The sequence below is a fragment of the Brevundimonas aurantiaca genome (assembly GCF_904830995.1).
Lineage (GTDB): Bacteria > Pseudomonadota > Alphaproteobacteria > Caulobacterales > Caulobacteraceae > Brevundimonas > Brevundimonas aurantiaca.
In genome coordinates this window covers 185,781-201,281 of sequence record NZ_CAJGVD010000001.1, presented here as the reverse complement: position 1 = coordinate 201,281, position 15,501 = coordinate 185,781, and the positions used below count along the sequence as shown (strand labels likewise).

Here is a 15,501-nt window from a genome sequence, read left to right as displayed (position 1 = left end):
TGAGCCCTTTCGGGCTGAGCCTTAGCGGCCGCCGGGGACGCGCGGCTTGGGCGCAGGCAGCAGGCCTTCGCGTTGGGCGCGCTTGCGGGCCAGCTTGCGGGCGCGACGGACGGCCTCGGCCTTTTGGCGGGCGCGCTTTTCCGAAGGCTTTTCGTAGTGCACGTGGCGCTTCATTTCACGGAAGCTGCCTTCGCGCTGCATCTTCTTCTTGAGGGCTTTCAGCGCTTGATCGACGTTGTTGTCGCGGACGAAAATCTGAACCAGGGGTATCTCTCCTTTGGCCGCCCGCCGCGTCCTTTCGAAGGGAGACGGGCAGACAAATAAAATCCTCTCCCGGGAGCGAGGCTCTCGGATGAAGGCGGGCTGATACACGAGCCCGCCGCGTCTGTCCAGTTCGTCGCAACCATTCTTCCAGGCTCGAAACCCCGAAAAGACGGGCGTATGATCCGCCAATGACACAGACCGACGATTGGGCCGATCAGACCGAACAGACCGTGCTGGACGCCGCCGTCGCCCGCGCCCCCGCCCTGGGCTGGAACGCCCGATTGGTCCGGGAGGCGTGCGAAGCCTGCGGCCTGTCGCTGGGGGATGAGGAACTGCTGCTGCCCAACGGCGCGCGGGATCTGGCGGCCCTGCTGTCGCGCCGCCACGACGCGCGCGCCTTGGAGGCCCTGGACGCCGTCGATCCCAAGTCGCTGAAGATTCGCGAGCGAATCGCCCGCGCCGTGTCCGAACGGATGGAGGCCGGCGCGGCCGACCTGGAGGCGACGCGCCGCTGCGCCGCCTTCCTGGCCCTGCCGACCAACACCGATCTGGGGCTGAAGCTGGCGTGGGAGACGGCCGACCATCTGTGGCGCTGGGCTGGGGATGAATCGACCGACTGGAACCACTATTCGAAGCGGACCATCCTGTCGGGCATACTGATTCCCGCCCTGACGATGCGCTGGTTCGACGGCAGCGAGGCGGCGGAAGCCTTTGTCGCTCGCCGCATCGAAAACGTCATGGCCTTCGAAAAGTGGAAGGCTGGCAAGGATTTCGAGGCGCCGTTCCGCAAGGTGACGGATGTGCTGAGTCGCATCCGTTATGGGGCGCGAGGTTAGGCGCTCGTCTCGCCGCTTTCGCTCCTTTGTCGCTGCGCAGCGTTGCATTCGAGACGGGTGAGCGCCAGCTAAGCTTCAGTCCCAGGAGCGATGCGCATGGCCGACGAGATTCTTCACACGACCGCCTTGAACGCGATCAACCAGAAGCTTGTGGCGGATGGGGAACGCCTGCCCGCTGTGAAGTTGAAGGACGGCAGCACGGTCCAGACCGGCACGGTCGCCACCATGTTGCTCAACATCGAACATTATAATCAGGGCGCACGGGGCGATGTGGAGCGCCAGTTGGAACTGGCCGTGCCCACACTGGCCAAGATCGGCCTGTTCGACCTGTTCAGCCCGCACGAATGGTGCGCCGGCGACAATCCGGGACGAGCCTTCGTCGGGCGACTGGCGCTGGCTCACATCGTCGACGAATCGGGTCGCTGACCGAAGCGATCGCCACAGACGGCCTCAGACCGTCCCCAACACCCGGTTCACATGGGCCATCTTGCGGCCCGGTCGAGCCTCGGCCTTGCCGTAGAGGTGCAGCCGTTCGTCGGCCTTGGCGGACAGGGCGCGCCATTGATCGACCTCGTCGCCCAGCAGATTCTTCATCTCGATCCGGGCATGGGCCGCCGTGGGGCCGAGGGGCCAGCCGGCCACCGCGCGGATATGCTGTTCGAACTGGTCACAGACGCAGCCGTCCTGAGTCCAGTGGCCGGTATTGTGGACGCGCGGGGCGATCTCATTGACCAGCAGAACGTCGTCTCCGAGGTCGAACAGCTCGACCCCGATCACGCCCACATAGTCCAGACCGTCCAGGATCGCCTCGGCGATGGCGCGGGCGCGCACCTGGGTCTTTTCGTCGACGGCCGCGGGGGCCAGGGTCGTGCGCAGCACCCCGCCCTCGTGCCGGTTCTCGCCCAGCGGATAGACCGCCATATGACCGTCCCAGTCGCGGGCGGCGATGACCGACAGTTCGCGCACGAAGGTCGCCCTGGCCTCCAGGATCGCCGGACGGCCGCCCAGGCTTTCCAGGGCGGCGGGCGCGTCCTCGATGGCGTGGATCCAGACCTGGCCCTTGCCGTCATAGCCTTCGCGCCGGGTCTTCAGCAGGGCGGGCAGGCCCAGCTCCGTCAGGCCGACGACCAGGTCGTCCAGCGTATCGACCACGGCGAAATCCACCGTCGGGGCGCCGACGGCGTTCAGGAAGGTCTTTTCGTCCACCCGGTCCTGCGACACGCGAAGCGCCGTCGGCCCCGGCGCGACCAGGGCGCCGGCCTCGGCCAGCCGCTCGATGGAGGCGGCCGGCACATTCTCGAACTCGAAGGTCACGACGTCGGCGGCGCGGCCGAGCGCCGTCAGGGCCTCGGGATCGTCATAGGCGGCGACGATCTGGCTATGGGACACGCGGCCCGCAGGGCTGTTCGGTTCCGGATCCAGGATCACGACGTCGAAGCCCAGGCGCGAGGCGGCCTGGCTCAGCATCCGACCCAGCTGTCCTCCGCCGAGGATGCCGAGGGTGGAGCCTGGGGGAAGCGGAAGCTGGGGCACTCAGTCCTCGACGGTTTCGGCGACGGAATCGGTCAGGGCGGCCCGGAAGGCGGCGAGGCGCTGGGCCAGGGCTTCATCCGACAGGGCCAGGATCTGGGCAGCGAGGATGCCGGCGTTGGCGGCGCCCGCCTCGCCGATGGCCAATGTGGCGACCGGGACGCCGGCCGGCATCTGCACGATCGACAGCAGACTATCCATGCCCTTCAGGGCCTTGGACTGAACCGGGACGCCCAGCACCGGCAGGTCCGTCATCGAGGCGGCCATGCCCGGCAGATGGGCGGCGCCCCCGGCTCCGGCGATAATGACCTTGAAGCCCGCCGCCTTGGCGCCGGTGGAGAACTCGACCAGTCGCTGCGGGGTGCGGTGGGCGCTGACGACCTTGGCCGTCCAGGCGACGCCCAGCTGATCCAGCTTGTCGGCGGCCAGCTTCATCGTCGGCCAGTCCGAACGGCTGCCCATGATGATTGCCACCGGCGTTGCGGAAGTCGCCATAGTTCAAGGCCCCTCGCGGAAAGGCGCCCGTTACAGCACACGGGGCGCCGCCGCAACCGAACAGCGCCGGTTCATCGCCGGAATCCGCGCCGCGCCGCCTTCAATCTCTGCCGTCCAGCCTCTAACATCGACCTATCGCGCGTCCGTCTGAGTCGCGCCGCCGGAGCCTGCCTGCGCCGTGACCGACGTGGCCGAACACGACCTGACCGCCGAGATCGCGCGCCTGCGCGCCGAGCTGGACGCCTGGAAACAGCGCGCGGCGGCGGCCGAGGCGGCGGCCGATCACGACGTCCTGACCCCGGCCCTGAACCGTCGAGGCTTCGTCGCCGCCCTACAAAGGGCCATGGCCTATTGCCAGCGGCATGAGGTGCCGGCAGTCCTGCTTTATCTGGATATGGATGGGTTCAAGGGGGTCAACGACCGCCTGGGTCACGCCGCCGGGGATGCGGCGCTGGTGGCCGTTGCGCGGATGATGATCGGCCATCTGCGGGAATCCGACGCCGTGGGCCGCCTGGGCGGTGACGAATTCGCCCTCTTGATGCTGAACGCCGGCCAGGAAGACGGGCGGGCCAAGGCGCGACAGCTGGCCGAGGCTCTGGAGACCGAAGGCTTCGTCTGGAACGGCGAACGCACCCCCCTGGGGGGCTCTTTCGGGGTCCGCGCCTGGGACGGCCATACGGACGCCGAGGTCTGGCTGACCGAGGCCGACGCCGCCATGTGGGTGCGCAAGAAGGGGCGCTGAGGCCCCTTCCCCGCCTTCCGTCCTACAGGGGCAGGCGCAGCTGGACGCCGCCCATATGGCTGTCGGCGTGTTCGCCGTAGCGACCACGATAGGCTACCGACACCTTCACAGGGCCGACCGAGCCCTCGACCCCCGCCGAGGCCAGGAACTGGCCGCCGAAGGGTTCCTCCACCTCACGCTCCAGCACCTGGGCCGGATTATTGTACAGGCCGACGCGGACCGGATCCGAACTGTCGTCCAGGGCGTCGCGATAGCCGCCCTCGGCGAACAGGGCGAAACGGCCCATCTCCGCCTCGGCCCGCAAAGCGACCTCGCCGCTGATCGCCTTCATCTCGCGGTCTTCGTACTGGTACTGGGCGGCGACGCCCTGCTCCCAATAGCTGTCGACGTCGCTGGTCGCCCAGGTGACGGCGGCGCGAGGCGACAGGGCCACGCCCCCCATCTCGAACCACATCCCGCCCTGCAGCCGCGCCCCGGTGCTGAGCGCGCGCGTCTCGGCTGTGTGAACGAGAGGCGCCAGGCTGGTGAAGCGCTTGATGTCGTCGATATTGTCGCGCGCCACCCCGACCGCCGCATTGACGAACAGGTCGCCCGAGCGCCAGCCGCCGTACAGGTCCAGGCCGAAACTTTCGACGCTGAAGGTCAGGGCTTGGCTTTCGACGTCGCTGGTGCGGGCCGTCCCGGCCATGCCGAAACGCCAATGCTCCGACGGACCGGCCTCCAGGGCGATGCGAGCGCCCCAGCCGTCGCTGGACGAATCGGTGACCGAGCCGCGCGCATCCGTCTCGACGCTGTCGACCATGGCCGAGGCGGTGATCGCCACGCCCGCCTCCCAGGCCTCGCGGCCGGACAGGGCCTCGCTGGCCGCATCCAAAGCGTCCTCCCGATGCCGGAAGGCGGTCTCGCCCTGCAAGGCCGCCTGGGAACCGATATCGCCATAATAGAGGTAGTCGGTCGCCAGTCGGGCGATGATCTGGTGCCCCGTCGCGGTCGGATGCACCCCGTCGAAGTAGAAGTAGCTGGCGGGATTCGAACAGACCGTCACCCCGTTGAAACAGGCCTGGGTGACGTTGGTCACACCGAACTGGCCGGGATTGGCCGCCAAGGTGTCGCCGATCTTGAACAGGTCCATCATAATGATGTTGCTGCCTGGACGGGCGGCCGCCGTTGCGGTCAGGCCCGTTTGCAGGGCGGTGTTGAAGGTGGTCACCGCATAATCCGCCAAGGGCGCCGCTGTCGTGCCCCGGAACTGGGGCGTCAGGCTGAGTTTGGGCAGGTTGGTGACCAGTATGGTCCCCGCGCCTGCTCCGGCCACGCTGTTGACCAAGCTGTTGACGTTGGCCGCCGCGCCGGTCGCGACCGGGGTGATGGCGGCGACCGGGCTGGAGGAGGCGCCGGCGGCAGGCAGACCCTGGAAGATGTCATTGGCGCCGCCCAGGACGCTGACCAGGTCATTGGCCCCGAAGGTTCCGCCGCGGCTGGTGTAGGCGGCCAACTGGGTCAGCATGCCTGGCGGCGGGCCGGCCGACGAATCGGTACGGGCGCCGCCGAAGGCGTAGTTGATGCTGCCACTGACCGACCCGTTGAAGTTGACGGCGTTGAAGCCCAGCAACTCCGTAAAGACCGGGCCGGTGGAGAACCGGCCTTGATAATAGGGCGGCGACGGCGGCTGCGTGCCGGCCGAGGCCAGATACAGATTGCCGTTGTCGCTCAGACTGTCGCCGAAGACGACCAGGCGATTATAGGTCTGGGCCGAGGCGGACCCCGCGAAGGCGCAGGCGGCGAGCGCCAGGGCCGCGGCGGCGGCGCCGTTGAGATAGCGTGACATATGTTCCTCCCACAGCCGTCTGTGTCGCGGCCGTTAGGTCGGGAGGATGCGCCACTCTGCGAAGAGCGCAAGATGCCGTTACGTCAGTCTTCGGAAAGAATATGTCGCAGACGCTTAATGCAGGGTGCGGAACTTCAGGGTGCCGATCACCGTCTTCAGCGTGCGCAGCGCCTCCGGATCGTAGTCCTTGTCCACATCGGTGATGACATAGCCGGTGCGTTCGTCGGTCTTCAGATGCTGACCCAGGATGTTCAGACCCGCCGCCGCGAGCGCCCGGTTAAGGTCGGCCAAGACCCCCGGCTGGTTCTTGTGGATGTGCAGGATGCGGTGCGCGCCGGAGACCTCGGCCAGTTGCACATTCGGCAGATTGACGCTGAAGGTGGTGTCGCCCCGGTTCAGATAGCCCAGCAGGCGCTCGGCCGCGAACTCGGCGATGGCTTCCTGGGCCTCCTCGGTCGATCCGCCGATGTGCGGCGTCAGGATCATGTTCTTCAGCCCCTGAAGCGGGCTTTCGAATGGGTCGGAATTGGTGCGCGGTTCTTCCGGGAAGACATCGACCGCAGCCCCGGCGATCCGGCCGGACCCCATGGCCTGGGCCAGGGCGCCGACGTCCACCACATGGCCGCGCGACAGGTTCAGAAACAGCGCCCCCTCCTTCATCCGGGCGAACTGGGTCGCGCCGAAGATGTTGGCGTTTTCGCGCCGCCCGTCGACGTGCAGCGTCACGACGTCGCTCTCGGCCAAGAGGGCGTCCAGCGACCGCATACGCCGGGCGTTGCCCAGGGCGAGCCGTTCCGACAGGTCGTAGAACAGCACCCGCATGCCCAGGTTTTCGGCCAGCACCGACAGCTGGCTGCCGATGGCGCCGTAACCGACGATTCCCAGGGTCTTGCCGCGCAGCTCCTTGGACCCGGTCGCCGACTTGTTCCATTTTCCGACGTGCATGGCGGCGGACTTGTCGGGCACGTCGCGCATCAGGACGATCATCAGTCCGATGGCCAGTTCCACGACCGAGCGGGTGTTCGAATAGGGGGCGTTGAACACCGCCACCCCGTGATCGGCGGCGGCCTCTAAGTCGATCTGGTTGGTGCCGATGCAGAAGGCGGCCACCGCCATCAACCGATCGGCCTCCTCCAGCACACGGCGGCTGACGGTGGTCTTCGAGCGGATGCCCAACACATGCACGCCCTTGATGGCGGCGATCAGATCGTCCTCGTCCAAGGCGCCCTTCATGGTCTCGACGGAATAGCCGGCCTCCTCCAGCCGCTCGACGGCGACGGGGTGGATGTTCTCCAGCAGCAGCATCTTCATCCGGCTGCGCGGAAAGGACCAGCGGCCGGACAGGCCCTCGGCGTGCAGCACCTCGTCCAGGGATGCGGCTTCGGCGTCGGCGAGCTCGATCACCGACGGACGACGCGCGACCTCGGTAAAGGCGTAGAAGGCGTCCGCCGCCCCGGCCAGCTTGACCTCGGCGTCGTTCCAGCCGTCGCCGACCATGACGACGCGACCCGACAGGTTCAGCGCGTGGATCACCGCCGGCTTGCCGTCGGCGTGGGACAGGGGATTGGCGTCGTCGACGCCCGTCACCCGCCCGTCCGCGTCATAGATCAGGTCGTTGCACAGCACCCGGTCGGGCGAAACGCCCAGCAGTTCGGCCACCGGCGCGATCACCTCGCGGAAGCCGCCGGACAGAATGACCACCCTGCCCTTGTGCTGCTGAAAGAAGTTCAGATTGCGCCGCACAGAGGCGGTCAGCCGGTCGGACGCGCGCTCCGCCAGGGACTGCACATGGTCGCGGGTCAGGGGCAGCAGGGCCAGACGCCGACGCAGCGCCTCCCCAAAAGCGAGGTCGCCCGCCATGGCCTGATCGGTCAGGGCGGCGATCTCGGCCCGCGTCGCCTCAGCCTGGGGCGAGTCCGCCAAGGCGAGGTCGGCCAAGGCTTCCAGTGTCTCGAAATCGACCAGGGTCGAATCAAAGTCGAAGATCAGGGTGGGGCGCGCAGTCATGGAGCGCGTCTTAGACGCCTTCGCGCCTGCGGCAAAGCCGAGGCGTGCTGAAGAAGGCGATCAGTTGCGCTTAATCCTTGCCGCCCGCCGCGATATTCCGAGCTGCGGACGGCAAGAAATCTCAGAACCGGGCGATACGGCGCACGCGGCTGTCCGGCCGGCGGCTTTCCAGAACGACGGCGCCGATCGCAGCCGCAAGGGTCGCGACGGCGAGCAAGGCCCCGCCCTCCCGTGCATGATCCCGGGCGTAGGCGCCGGCTTCATCGGCGTAGTGACGCGCCTTCTTGCCCTGTTTCTTCAGCGCCTTCTTGGAGCCCTGGCGAGTTGCGTGGAACCAGCCGTCGGCGCGGGCGCGGGCGTAACGGGCGCCGTCGGCGGCCCGGTGACGCGCTTCGCGCGACCATTCGCCGGCGCGCTCGCCGGCCCATTCCCCGGCGTCTTCGGCCCGGTGGCGGAAAGCGTCCACGGCGTCATGCAACCGGTCGCGGAGATCGGCCGTATCGACCCAGCCGCGGGGATTCATCCGCATCTTGATCCGCTCATAGCGGGTCGGGCCGCTGCGCTGCGACAGATAGATGGCCAGACCGGCGCCGACCAGAAGGGCGGCCAGGGTTCCGGCGCTGACGCCCGGATGTTTGCGAACTTCGTCCAAGGCGTTGAAGTTACGGACCATAGGATAGTGAACCTCTTCATCCAGACCGTTCGCGGTCGGGTCACGGCGCCCGCCGTCGTTCGGCCGATAGGCGGAACGGCGGTTCCGCATCAGCGAAGGAGCGAACCGCGCCAAAAACGGTTCCGCCCCACCCGACCGGATCAGATAGAAAGATGCCTGGCTTGGGCGCAGGCGCAAGCCCTTGAGGCGCGGCCGGCGGGATGTTGGGGGCGCCTCTTACCAAGCCGGTCTCGGGCGCCTAAATAGCCCCGATCCCGAAATGACGCCTTCCAAGGACCTTGCCGTGACCGATCACGCGCCCCAATCCGCTGTTTCCGACGACCTGGCCGCCGCCTTCCAGATCGAGGGCTGGCCCGTGCGCGGTCGCCTGGTTCGGCTGGGCGCGGCGATCGACACCATACTGGCCGCCCACGCCTATCCTGAGCCGGTCGCCGCCCTGCTGGGCGAAGCCTGCGCCCTGGCGGCCCTGATCGGCTCCAGCCTGAAGTTCGAAGGCCGGCTCCTGGTCCAGGCCCAGGGCGACGGGCCGGTGCGCTATGTCGTCGCCGACTATGGCACGGACGGCTCTCTGCGGGGCTATTGCCGCTATGACGAGGACGAGGTGGCGGCGGCCTCTCAGGGCTTCGCGCGGCCGGGCGCCCGGACCCTGCTGGGTCAGGGCGTTTTCATCATGACCCTGGACCGCGGTCCTGATTTCGAACGAACGCAAGGCATCACCCCGATCGAGGGCGAGAGCCTGTCTCTGTGCGCCGAACACTATTTCCAGCAGTCAGAACAGGTGCCGACCAAGGTGCGCCTAGCCGTCGGCTCGGTCCAGACCGGCGCCGGGGTCCAGTGGCGCGCCGGCGGGGCGATGATCCAGATCATCGCCGGCGACGAGACGCGCGGCTCGACCGAGGAAGTCTGGGACCGCACCCGCGCCCTGTTCGGCACCCTGGCCGACGACGAACTGATCGACCCCACCATCACGCCCGAAACCCTGCTGTTCCGCCTGTTCCACGAGGACGGGGTCCGGCTGGAGGGTGCGCGACCGCTGACGGCCGTCTGTCGGTGTTCCAAGGACCGCATCGCCTCGGTCCTGGCCTCCTTCGACCCGGCCGAACGGGCCGAAATGATCGAGGACGACGGGCGTATCCACGTCACCTGCGAATATTGCGCCACGGTCTACGCCTTGGAACCGGACGAGGTGGTGGCGGCCCAGATCTGATCGGGCATTCAGGCATGGTGTTTGCGACCTGGGGGACGGAGGACCGTCCCTCTGACCGAATTCGAGACATCGCCATGAAAACCGCCATCGCCGCCGCCGCCGCACTGGCCGCTCTGAGCGTCGCGCCTGTCGCCTTCGCCCAGACCGCCACCACGACCACCACCAGCAACACCTGCCGCCCCACCGACCCCTGCTATGACGCAGTCTGGAGCAAGTCGATCGCCAACACCCAGCGCATCGACGGCACGAACTCGATCTTGAACGCCACGCTCAACACCACAATCGGTCACGCCGCCGACACCGTGACCGCCGCCGCCACCTCCATCGGCAACAACTTCAAGGCCGAGGGCCGGTCGGTCGAATCCCTGTCTTCGAACCAAGTCTTCCAAGGCGAGGCCTACGCTACGCTGAACGCCAAGATCGGCGACGCGGCCTCGGACGTCACCCTGAACTCCAGCGCCATCGCCAACAACACGTCGGTGGACGTGGCCCAGGCGGGCCGCATCGATCTGAACCAGCAAATCCTGAACCGCGATCCGTCGGCCGTGGTCAACGCCGAGCTGGGTTCGGTCGGCGGCGATCTGACCGTCAGCGCCATCGCCGGCGGCAACATCGCCAATGTGACCGCCGACGTGGCCAACCTGTCCTCCAACCAGTTCGCCCACGCCGCGCCTCTGAACGCCGTGACGAACCTGTCGGTCGGCGCCGTCTCCGGCAAGATCGACGCCGCCGCCACGTCGATCGGCAACAGCCTGACCGTCAAGGGCTTCTGATCCTACGGCGGGACGCGGCCGCGGGCGCGTCCCGCCACAGATCAGGCGAGGAGACTTAAATGAGACACCGGCTGCTTGCGCTCTCCGTTCTGAGCCTTCTCGCCGCTGCAAGCGCGGTTCAGGCCCAGTCCAGCGTCGCCCAGATGGAGGCCGGATACGGTGGGGCCCGCCGCACCCTGTCCACCGCCTTCAATCCGTCCACCCGTGATGCGAACAACAACCGCGTCATCATGAACGGGGTGATCCAGGACGGTCAGGGCGGAAGCCAGATCAACGTCAACGCCAACGGCCAGACCTCCGGGGCGGACTTCTTCCGCTCCGGCGCAGACAGCTTCACGGCGGGGGCCCTGACCGCCAGTTCGACGGCGATCGGCAATCAGATCAACGTCAACGTCAACGGTTCCTGGAACACGGTGGTGCTGGATTCGACACAGATCAACAACGCCCCGATCAATGCGACCACCACAGTGACCGGACGCAACACGACCGGACAATAGGTCTTCGATCAGGGAAGGCTGGACGCCCGTCGGTTCGCCGACGGGCGTTTTCGTTTTCCGGGCGAATTTCCCGCTGGCCCGAACGGTGCGTTTCAACCGTAGAGAGACCTAAGACTGTTCAGGAACGACACATGTCGCCGATCGCCCTTCGCGCCGCCGCGCTCGTTATCGCCGCTGGTCTGGGACTGACGCCCGGCCTGGCGTCGGCTGAGACGCGCCAGAACTATGTCCCGCCGATCGGCGACGCCCCTGTCACCTCCAATCCGACTCCTTATACACCTGCCTTGACCTGCCTGGCGGAACGTGCGGCGGGGCGCCCGGCCCCGCGCATCTCGGTCGGCCGGATTTCCGACCTGACGGGGCGCGTGGATTTCGACACTGGCGCCAAAATCCCCCAGGGCGCGGCCCTGTTCGCCATCACCGCCCTGGGTAAGGCGGGCGTTCCCGTTGTCGAACGGCTGGACAATTCCGTCGCGGAGATCGAGCTGAACTACGCCCGCCAACATCTGTTGTCGGACACCCCCGAACGGGCGGGCTCCGATCCACAGAACTTCCGCCCCATCTATGCGGGCCAGATCGCCGGGTCGCAGTACTACATCGTCGGCGGCGTCACCGAGCTGAACTACAATATCGCCTCCTCCGGTCTGAAGGCCACGGTCGGAGAGGCGGCCGCAGCCGGGGTGCGGGGCACGGCGTCCACGACCGGCTATGTGATGAACGTCGCCGTCGATTTGCGCCTGGTGGACACCCGCACACAGCAGGTGATCGACATGGCCTCTTTCCAGAAACAGGTGACTGGGCGCGACGCCAGCCTGGGGGTGGTCGGGACGGTCGGAGACTACGGCGCCAATCTGAACGGCGGACGCGGCGCCATGGAGCCTTTGCAAGCGGCGGTGCGCACGCTCGTCGAGCGGGGCGTATTTCAGCTGATCGCCAATCTTCAGGGCGGGAACGCGACCGCCGACTGTCTGAACCCGGCCGCCAATCCGTCCGGTCCGACGCTGCCGACCTACGCCGCCCTGCCCGGCTCCTGACGCTTTCCTGAATCTTCACGGATTTGGGGTATTCGAGGCGCCATGCAGCGCCTGTCGATACAAATGACCGCCGCCCTGTGCGTCGCGGCCGTTGGAATGTCCGGCTGTGTCGGCGCCCATTACGATCCGGCGACCGGGCTTTACGCCCGCACCCTGGGGGGCGCGCCGGCGACACCGAACCCGACGCCCTACACTCAATCGCTGGAGTGCCTTGCACGGGCGGCGCGCGCCCAGAGCCTGCGCGGGCCGACCTTGGCCGTGGGGGCCATTTCGGACCTGACCGGCAAGAACGACTGGGACACTGGACGAAAAGTCAGCCAGGGCGCCGCGCTTTTCGCCATGACCGCCTTGGGCAGGGCCGGACTGCCGGTGGTCGAACGCTATGACCGCTCCGTGTCCGACATCGAGCTGGCCTACGCCCAGACGGGGGCTCTGTCCGGGGCCCTGATCGGCGAAACGACGCCTGCCGCGACGATCGCGCCCCGGACGCCGTCGGAACCGGACCCCGAGGTGGTCTCGACCGTCGTTCCGGCCGATGCGACGGCTCTTGCCCCCCGACCGGTCCTGGCCGGTCAGATCGCGGGTTCGCGCTACTATATCGTCGGCGGCGTCACCGAGCTGAACTACAACATCCGATCTTCGGGCGTCGACGCCGCCGGGGGCGAGGTGGACAGCCAGGGCGCCAAGGGCAGTTTCCGCAACAGCGCCTTTGTGATGAATATCGCCATCGACCTGCGCCTGGTGGATTCCGTCAGCCAACAGGTCGCGGCCGTCGCCTCCTATCAGAAGCAGTTGATCGGCCGAGAGATTAAGGCCGGCGTCTTCGACTTTCTGGACGGCAACGTCTTCGACATATCGGGGGGCGCCAGCCAGTTGGAGCCGATGCAGCTGGGGATCCGCACCCTGGTGGAACGCGGCGTATTCGACCTGGCCAGCCACCTCTATGGATTGGACCGGTCCGCCTGCCTGCCCGACGGACTGGAGAGCGAAGACGGGGTCACTCCTCTGCTTCCCCTGGGTCCGCATCACTTCCTCATGGCCGAAGACGCGGCGCCCCGGATCGCCCGTGCGGTAGAGCCTGAAATCGAGCGACGCCTTGAGGCGGCGACGCCCATTCCCCTCCCCGTCCAGACGGCGTCAAATCGATCGGTTCAAGCCCATCCGGGGCCGGTGATCGAGCCCGGCACCTGGCGCGTCCGGCGCTGAGGGCTGATCAGCCTTCCAGATCCAGCGAATAGCCGGCTGAGCGGACCGTGCGGATCGGATTGGCGCTGTCGTCGCCGATGGCCAGGGCCTTGCGCAGACGGCCCACGTGGACGTCCACTGTGCGCGCCTCGACATAGACGTCCGACCCCCACACGGCGTCCAGCAGCTGCTCGCGGCTGAAGACCCGGCCCGGATGCTGCATGAAGTGATCCAGCAGGCGGAACTCGGTCGGCCCCAGATGGACTTCCTGCCCAGACCGCTTCACCCGATGGGAGACGCGGTCGATGATGATGTCGCCGTGGTTCAGGCGGTCGTCGGCAAGACCCGGACGGATGCGGCGCAAGACGGCGCGGATGCGGGCGATCAGCTCGACCATCGAGAAGGGCTTGGTCAGATAGTCGTCGGCGCCGGTATCCAGCCCCCGCACCCTATCGCTTTCCTCGCCGCGAGCCGTCAGCATGATGATGGGCAGGTTGCGCGTCTCGGCCTTGCCCCGGATGCGACGGCAGACCTCGATGCCCGACAGCTTGGGCAGCATCCAGTCCAGCAGAACGAGATCGGGCTGGCGCTCGTCGATCTGGAGCATCCCCTCCTCGCCGTCGGCGGCGACGGTGACGTCGTAGCCTTCCTTTTCAAGGTTGTACTGAAGCAGGGTCGCCAGCGCGTCCTCGTCTTCCATCACAAGGATATAGGGCTGCACGTCGGGTCTCCGGTCTCGGGTCAGTGCGTCGAAAGGTTCGGCGTCGGATCGGAATCTTCGGCCGTGGGTTGGGCGCGCGGGCGTTCGCCCACGATGTCTTCGCCGGTGATTTCGTAGTGCACAGTCTCGGCGATATTGGTCGCGTGGTCGCCGATCCGCTCCAGGTTTTTGGCCATGAAGAGCAGATGGGTGCAGGCCCCGATCGTGCGCGGGTCGCCCATCATATAGGTGAGCAGTTCGCGGAACAGGGCGTTGTAATGCTCATCGACCTCGTCGTCGGTCTGCCAGACGGCGACGGCGCGATCCAGCTCCGAGGCCGTATAGGCGTCCAGCACGTCCCGCAGCCGGGTCGAGACCAGCCGCCCCATCCGCTCGATCGACCGGGTCAGGGGTTGCATGGGCTCCCCCTCGGCCAGGATCAGGGCGCGCTTGGCGATGTTCTTGGCTAGGTCGCCGGTGCGTTCCAGGTCGGTGGCGATCTTCATGGCGCCCAGGGTGCGGCGCAGGTCGCTGGCGACCGGTTGGCGCAGGGCGATCAGGCGAATGGCTTTCTTTTCGATATCACGGTGCAGGGCGTCGAGCTTGAGGTCCCGCTCGACCACGGCGCGGGCCAGGGCGATGTCGCGCCGGGCGACAGAGTCGATCGCGTCTGCGACCTGGGCCTCGGCGAGACCGCCCATGCGGGCGATCTCGGCCGTGATCTGATTCAGCTCGTCGCCATAAGCCTTGACCGTGTGCTGGTTCATTAGCCGAAGCGTCCCGTGATGTAGTCCAGGGTGCGCCGCTCGCGCGGATTCTGGAAGATGTCTTCGGTGTCGCCGGTCTCGACCAAACGCCCCATGTGGAAGAAGGCCGTGCGTTGCGACACCCGGGCAGCCTGGGCCATGGAGTGGGTGACGATGACGATGCAGAACCGCTCGCGCAGTTCGTCGATCAGCTCTTCGATCCGGGCGGTGGCGATGGGATCAAGCGCCGAGCAGGGCTCGTCCATCAGGATCACTTCGGGGTTCACGGCGATGGCGCGGGCGATCACCAGACGCTGCTGCTGGCCGCCCGACAGGCCCATGGCCGAGGACTGAAGGCGATCGGCGACTTCATCCCAAAGGCCCGCGCGTTTCAGGGCGCTTTCGACCACGCCGTCCATCTCGGACTTCGCCGAGACCAGGCCGTGGATCTTGGGGCCGTAGGCGACGTTTTCGTAGATCGATTTGGGGAAGGGGTTCGGACGCTGGAACACCATGCCGACCCGCGCGCGCAGCAGGACCGGGTCGATGGAGCGGTCGTTGATGTCTTCGCCGTCCATGGCGATCCGCCCCGTGACCTTGGCCCCGGAGATGGTGTCGTTCATGCGGTTCATGGTCCGCAGGAAGGTCGACTTGCCGCAGCCAGAAGGACCGATCAGGGCCGTGACCGTCTTGTCTGGTATGTCCAGCGACACCTCAAAGAGGGCCTGTTTGCCCTCGTAGAAGACCGAAACGTCGCGCGCGGCGATCTTGATCGGGCCGGTGGGCGGCGTAGCCACGACCGTCTGGTCCGCCTGGCGCGAAGATTCGGCGGCGGCCTCGATCCGGTCTGCGTCGCCAGCCGTTTCGGACGCTTCGCTCACGGCCGCAGGCAGAACCTGACCGCCCATGCGCACGGCGTCGGTCGGATCGGCCGTCCCGGCGCCGGTCTGGTCTTCAGCAGAACGGAAGATGCGAGTTTTCATG

General features: G+C 67.2%; 17 protein-coding genes. 8 read left to right on the top strand and 9 right to left on the bottom strand.

The features are described from left to right. Positions 1-21: 21 nt before the first annotated feature. Positions 22-264 (bottom strand): 30S ribosomal protein S21, encoded by a 243-nt coding sequence (gene rpsU / locus JMT67_RS00975; protein ID WP_087120183.1) that lies wholly within the window; start codon positions 262-264, stop codon positions 22-24. Positions 265-452: 188 nt separating this feature from the next. On the opposite strand from rpsU, the gene JMT67_RS00970 reads away from it, so the two are divergent. Both JMT67_RS00970 and JMT67_RS00965 read left to right on the top strand, forming a co-directional pair. Beyond that, complete coding sequence (locus tag JMT67_RS00970) at positions 453-1,100, top strand: COQ9 family protein (protein ID WP_201462465.1); 648 nt, start codon at positions 453-455, stop codon at positions 1,098-1,100. A 96-nt stretch (positions 1,101-1,196) separates the two neighbouring features. After that, positions 1,197-1,526 (top strand): DUF7709 family protein, encoded by a 330-nt coding sequence (locus JMT67_RS00965; protein ID WP_182713922.1) that lies wholly within the window; start codon positions 1,197-1,199, stop codon positions 1,524-1,526. Positions 1,527-1,550: 24 nt separating this feature from the next. On the opposite strand, the gene JMT67_RS00960 is transcribed toward JMT67_RS00965, so the two are convergent. Further along, positions 1,551-2,633 (bottom strand): 5-(carboxyamino)imidazole ribonucleotide synthase, encoded by a 1,083-nt coding sequence (locus JMT67_RS00960; protein WP_054765412.1) that lies wholly within the window; start codon positions 2,631-2,633, stop codon positions 1,551-1,553. Beyond that, a complete protein-coding gene (gene purE / locus JMT67_RS00955; RefSeq protein WP_152949906.1) occupies positions 2,634-3,125 on the bottom strand; it encodes a 5-(carboxyamino)imidazole ribonucleotide mutase in 492 nt (163 codons plus the stop codon). It lies immediately after the preceding gene. A gap of 178 nt (positions 3,126-3,303) precedes the next feature. Between purE and JMT67_RS00950 the strand changes: the two genes are divergently transcribed. Beyond that, on the top strand, positions 3,304-3,867 hold the full coding sequence (locus tag JMT67_RS00950; protein ID WP_054765410.1) for a GGDEF domain-containing protein: 564 nt from the start codon (positions 3,304-3,306) through the stop codon (positions 3,865-3,867). Between the two features lie 22 nt (positions 3,868-3,889). Here JMT67_RS00950 and JMT67_RS00945 read toward each other — a convergent pair whose 3' ends face one another. The 3 genes from JMT67_RS00945 to JMT67_RS00935 all read right to left on the bottom strand — a co-directional run bounded on the left by JMT67_RS00945 (position 3,890) and on the right by JMT67_RS00935 (position 8,375). Then, positions 3,890-5,695 carry an autotransporter domain-containing protein gene (locus JMT67_RS00945; RefSeq protein WP_201462464.1) on the bottom strand — a complete coding sequence of 602 codons (1,806 nt, stop codon included), beginning with the start codon at positions 5,693-5,695 and terminating at the stop codon, positions 3,890-3,892. A gap of 114 nt (positions 5,696-5,809) precedes the next feature. Continuing rightward, positions 5,810-7,702: a phosphoglycerate dehydrogenase gene (serA, locus tag JMT67_RS16550; protein ID WP_201462463.1), complete on the bottom strand. Its 1,893-nt coding sequence runs from the start codon at positions 7,700-7,702 to the stop codon at positions 5,810-5,812. A 121-nt stretch (positions 7,703-7,823) separates the two neighbouring features. Beyond that, on the bottom strand, positions 7,824-8,375 hold the full coding sequence (locus tag JMT67_RS00935) for a YtxH domain-containing protein (RefSeq protein WP_201462462.1): 552 nt from the start codon (positions 8,373-8,375) through the stop codon (positions 7,824-7,826). A 283-nt stretch (positions 8,376-8,658) separates the two neighbouring features. Between JMT67_RS00935 and JMT67_RS00930 the strand changes: the two genes are divergently transcribed. From JMT67_RS00930 to JMT67_RS00910, 5 genes are all read left to right on the top strand, one after another. Further along, positions 8,659-9,582, top strand: coding sequence for an Hsp33 family molecular chaperone (locus JMT67_RS00930; protein WP_054766903.1), 924 nt, complete (start codon positions 8,659-8,661; stop codon positions 9,580-9,582). A 74-nt stretch (positions 9,583-9,656) separates the two neighbouring features. After that, positions 9,657-10,355, top strand: coding sequence for a hypothetical protein (locus JMT67_RS00925; protein ID WP_201462461.1), 699 nt, complete (start codon positions 9,657-9,659; stop codon positions 10,353-10,355). Positions 10,356-10,414: 59 nt separating this feature from the next. After that, positions 10,415-10,852, top strand: coding sequence for a holdfast anchoring protein HfaA (gene hfaA / locus JMT67_RS00920; protein WP_182713917.1), 438 nt, complete (start codon positions 10,415-10,417; stop codon positions 10,850-10,852). 131 nt (positions 10,853-10,983) lie between these two features. Further along, positions 10,984-11,886, top strand: coding sequence for a holdfast anchoring protein HfaB (gene hfaB, locus JMT67_RS00915; RefSeq protein WP_054765405.1), 903 nt, complete (start codon positions 10,984-10,986; stop codon positions 11,884-11,886). A 42-nt stretch (positions 11,887-11,928) separates the two neighbouring features. Continuing rightward, entirely contained in the window at positions 11,929-13,092 is a 1,164-nt protein-coding gene (locus tag JMT67_RS00910; RefSeq protein ID WP_201462460.1) for a CsgG/HfaB family protein, read from the top strand. A 7-nt stretch (positions 13,093-13,099) separates the two neighbouring features. Here JMT67_RS00910 and phoB read toward each other — a convergent pair whose 3' ends face one another. From phoB to pstB, 3 genes are read right to left on the bottom strand one after another with little or no spacing between them, the layout of a single operon-like run. Next, entirely contained in the window at positions 13,100-13,792 is a 693-nt protein-coding gene (gene phoB, locus JMT67_RS00905) for a phosphate regulon transcriptional regulator PhoB (protein WP_152949895.1), read from the bottom strand. A gap of 20 nt (positions 13,793-13,812) precedes the next feature. Beyond that, complete coding sequence (phoU, locus tag JMT67_RS00900; RefSeq protein ID WP_054765402.1) at positions 13,813-14,538, bottom strand: phosphate signaling complex protein PhoU; 726 nt, start codon at positions 14,536-14,538, stop codon at positions 13,813-13,815. Continuing rightward, entirely contained in the window at positions 14,538-15,500 is a 963-nt protein-coding gene (pstB, locus tag JMT67_RS00895) for a phosphate ABC transporter ATP-binding protein PstB (protein ID WP_054765401.1), read from the bottom strand. Before pstB ends, phoU begins: the two co-directional genes overlap by 1 nt. Between the last annotated feature and the right edge of the window lies 1 nt (position 15,501).

Coding starts and splice junctions, on each gene's coding strand:
- JMT67_RS00970 (WP_201462465.1), top strand. CDS start 453: ATGACACAGACCGACGATTGGGCCGATCAGACCGAACAGACCGTGCTG.
- JMT67_RS00965 (WP_182713922.1), top strand. CDS start 1,197: ATGGCCGACGAGATTCTTCACACGACCGCCTTGAACGCGATCAACCAG.
- purE (WP_152949906.1), bottom strand. CDS start 3,125: ATGGCGACTTCCGCAACGCCGGTGGCAATCATCATGGGCAGCCGTTCG.
- JMT67_RS00945 (WP_201462464.1), bottom strand. CDS start 5,695: ATGTCACGCTATCTCAACGGCGCCGCCGCCGCGGCCCTGGCGCTCGCC.
- serA (WP_201462463.1), bottom strand. CDS start 7,702: ATGACTGCGCGCCCCACCCTGATCTTCGACTTTGATTCGACCCTGGTC.
- JMT67_RS00935 (WP_201462462.1), bottom strand. CDS start 8,375: ATGGTCCGTAACTTCAACGCCTTGGACGAAGTTCGCAAACATCCGGGC.
- JMT67_RS00925 (WP_201462461.1), top strand. CDS start 9,657: ATGAAAACCGCCATCGCCGCCGCCGCCGCACTGGCCGCTCTGAGCGTC.
- hfaA (WP_182713917.1), top strand. CDS start 10,415: ATGAGACACCGGCTGCTTGCGCTCTCCGTTCTGAGCCTTCTCGCCGCT.
- hfaB (WP_054765405.1), top strand. CDS start 10,984: ATGTCGCCGATCGCCCTTCGCGCCGCCGCGCTCGTTATCGCCGCTGGT.
- JMT67_RS00910 (WP_201462460.1), top strand. CDS start 11,929: ATGCAGCGCCTGTCGATACAAATGACCGCCGCCCTGTGCGTCGCGGCC.
- phoU (WP_054765402.1), bottom strand. CDS start 14,538: ATGAACCAGCACACGGTCAAGGCTTATGGCGACGAGCTGAATCAGATC.
- pstB (WP_054765401.1), bottom strand. CDS start 15,500: ATGAAAACTCGCATCTTCCGTTCTGCTGAAGACCAGACCGGCGCCGGG.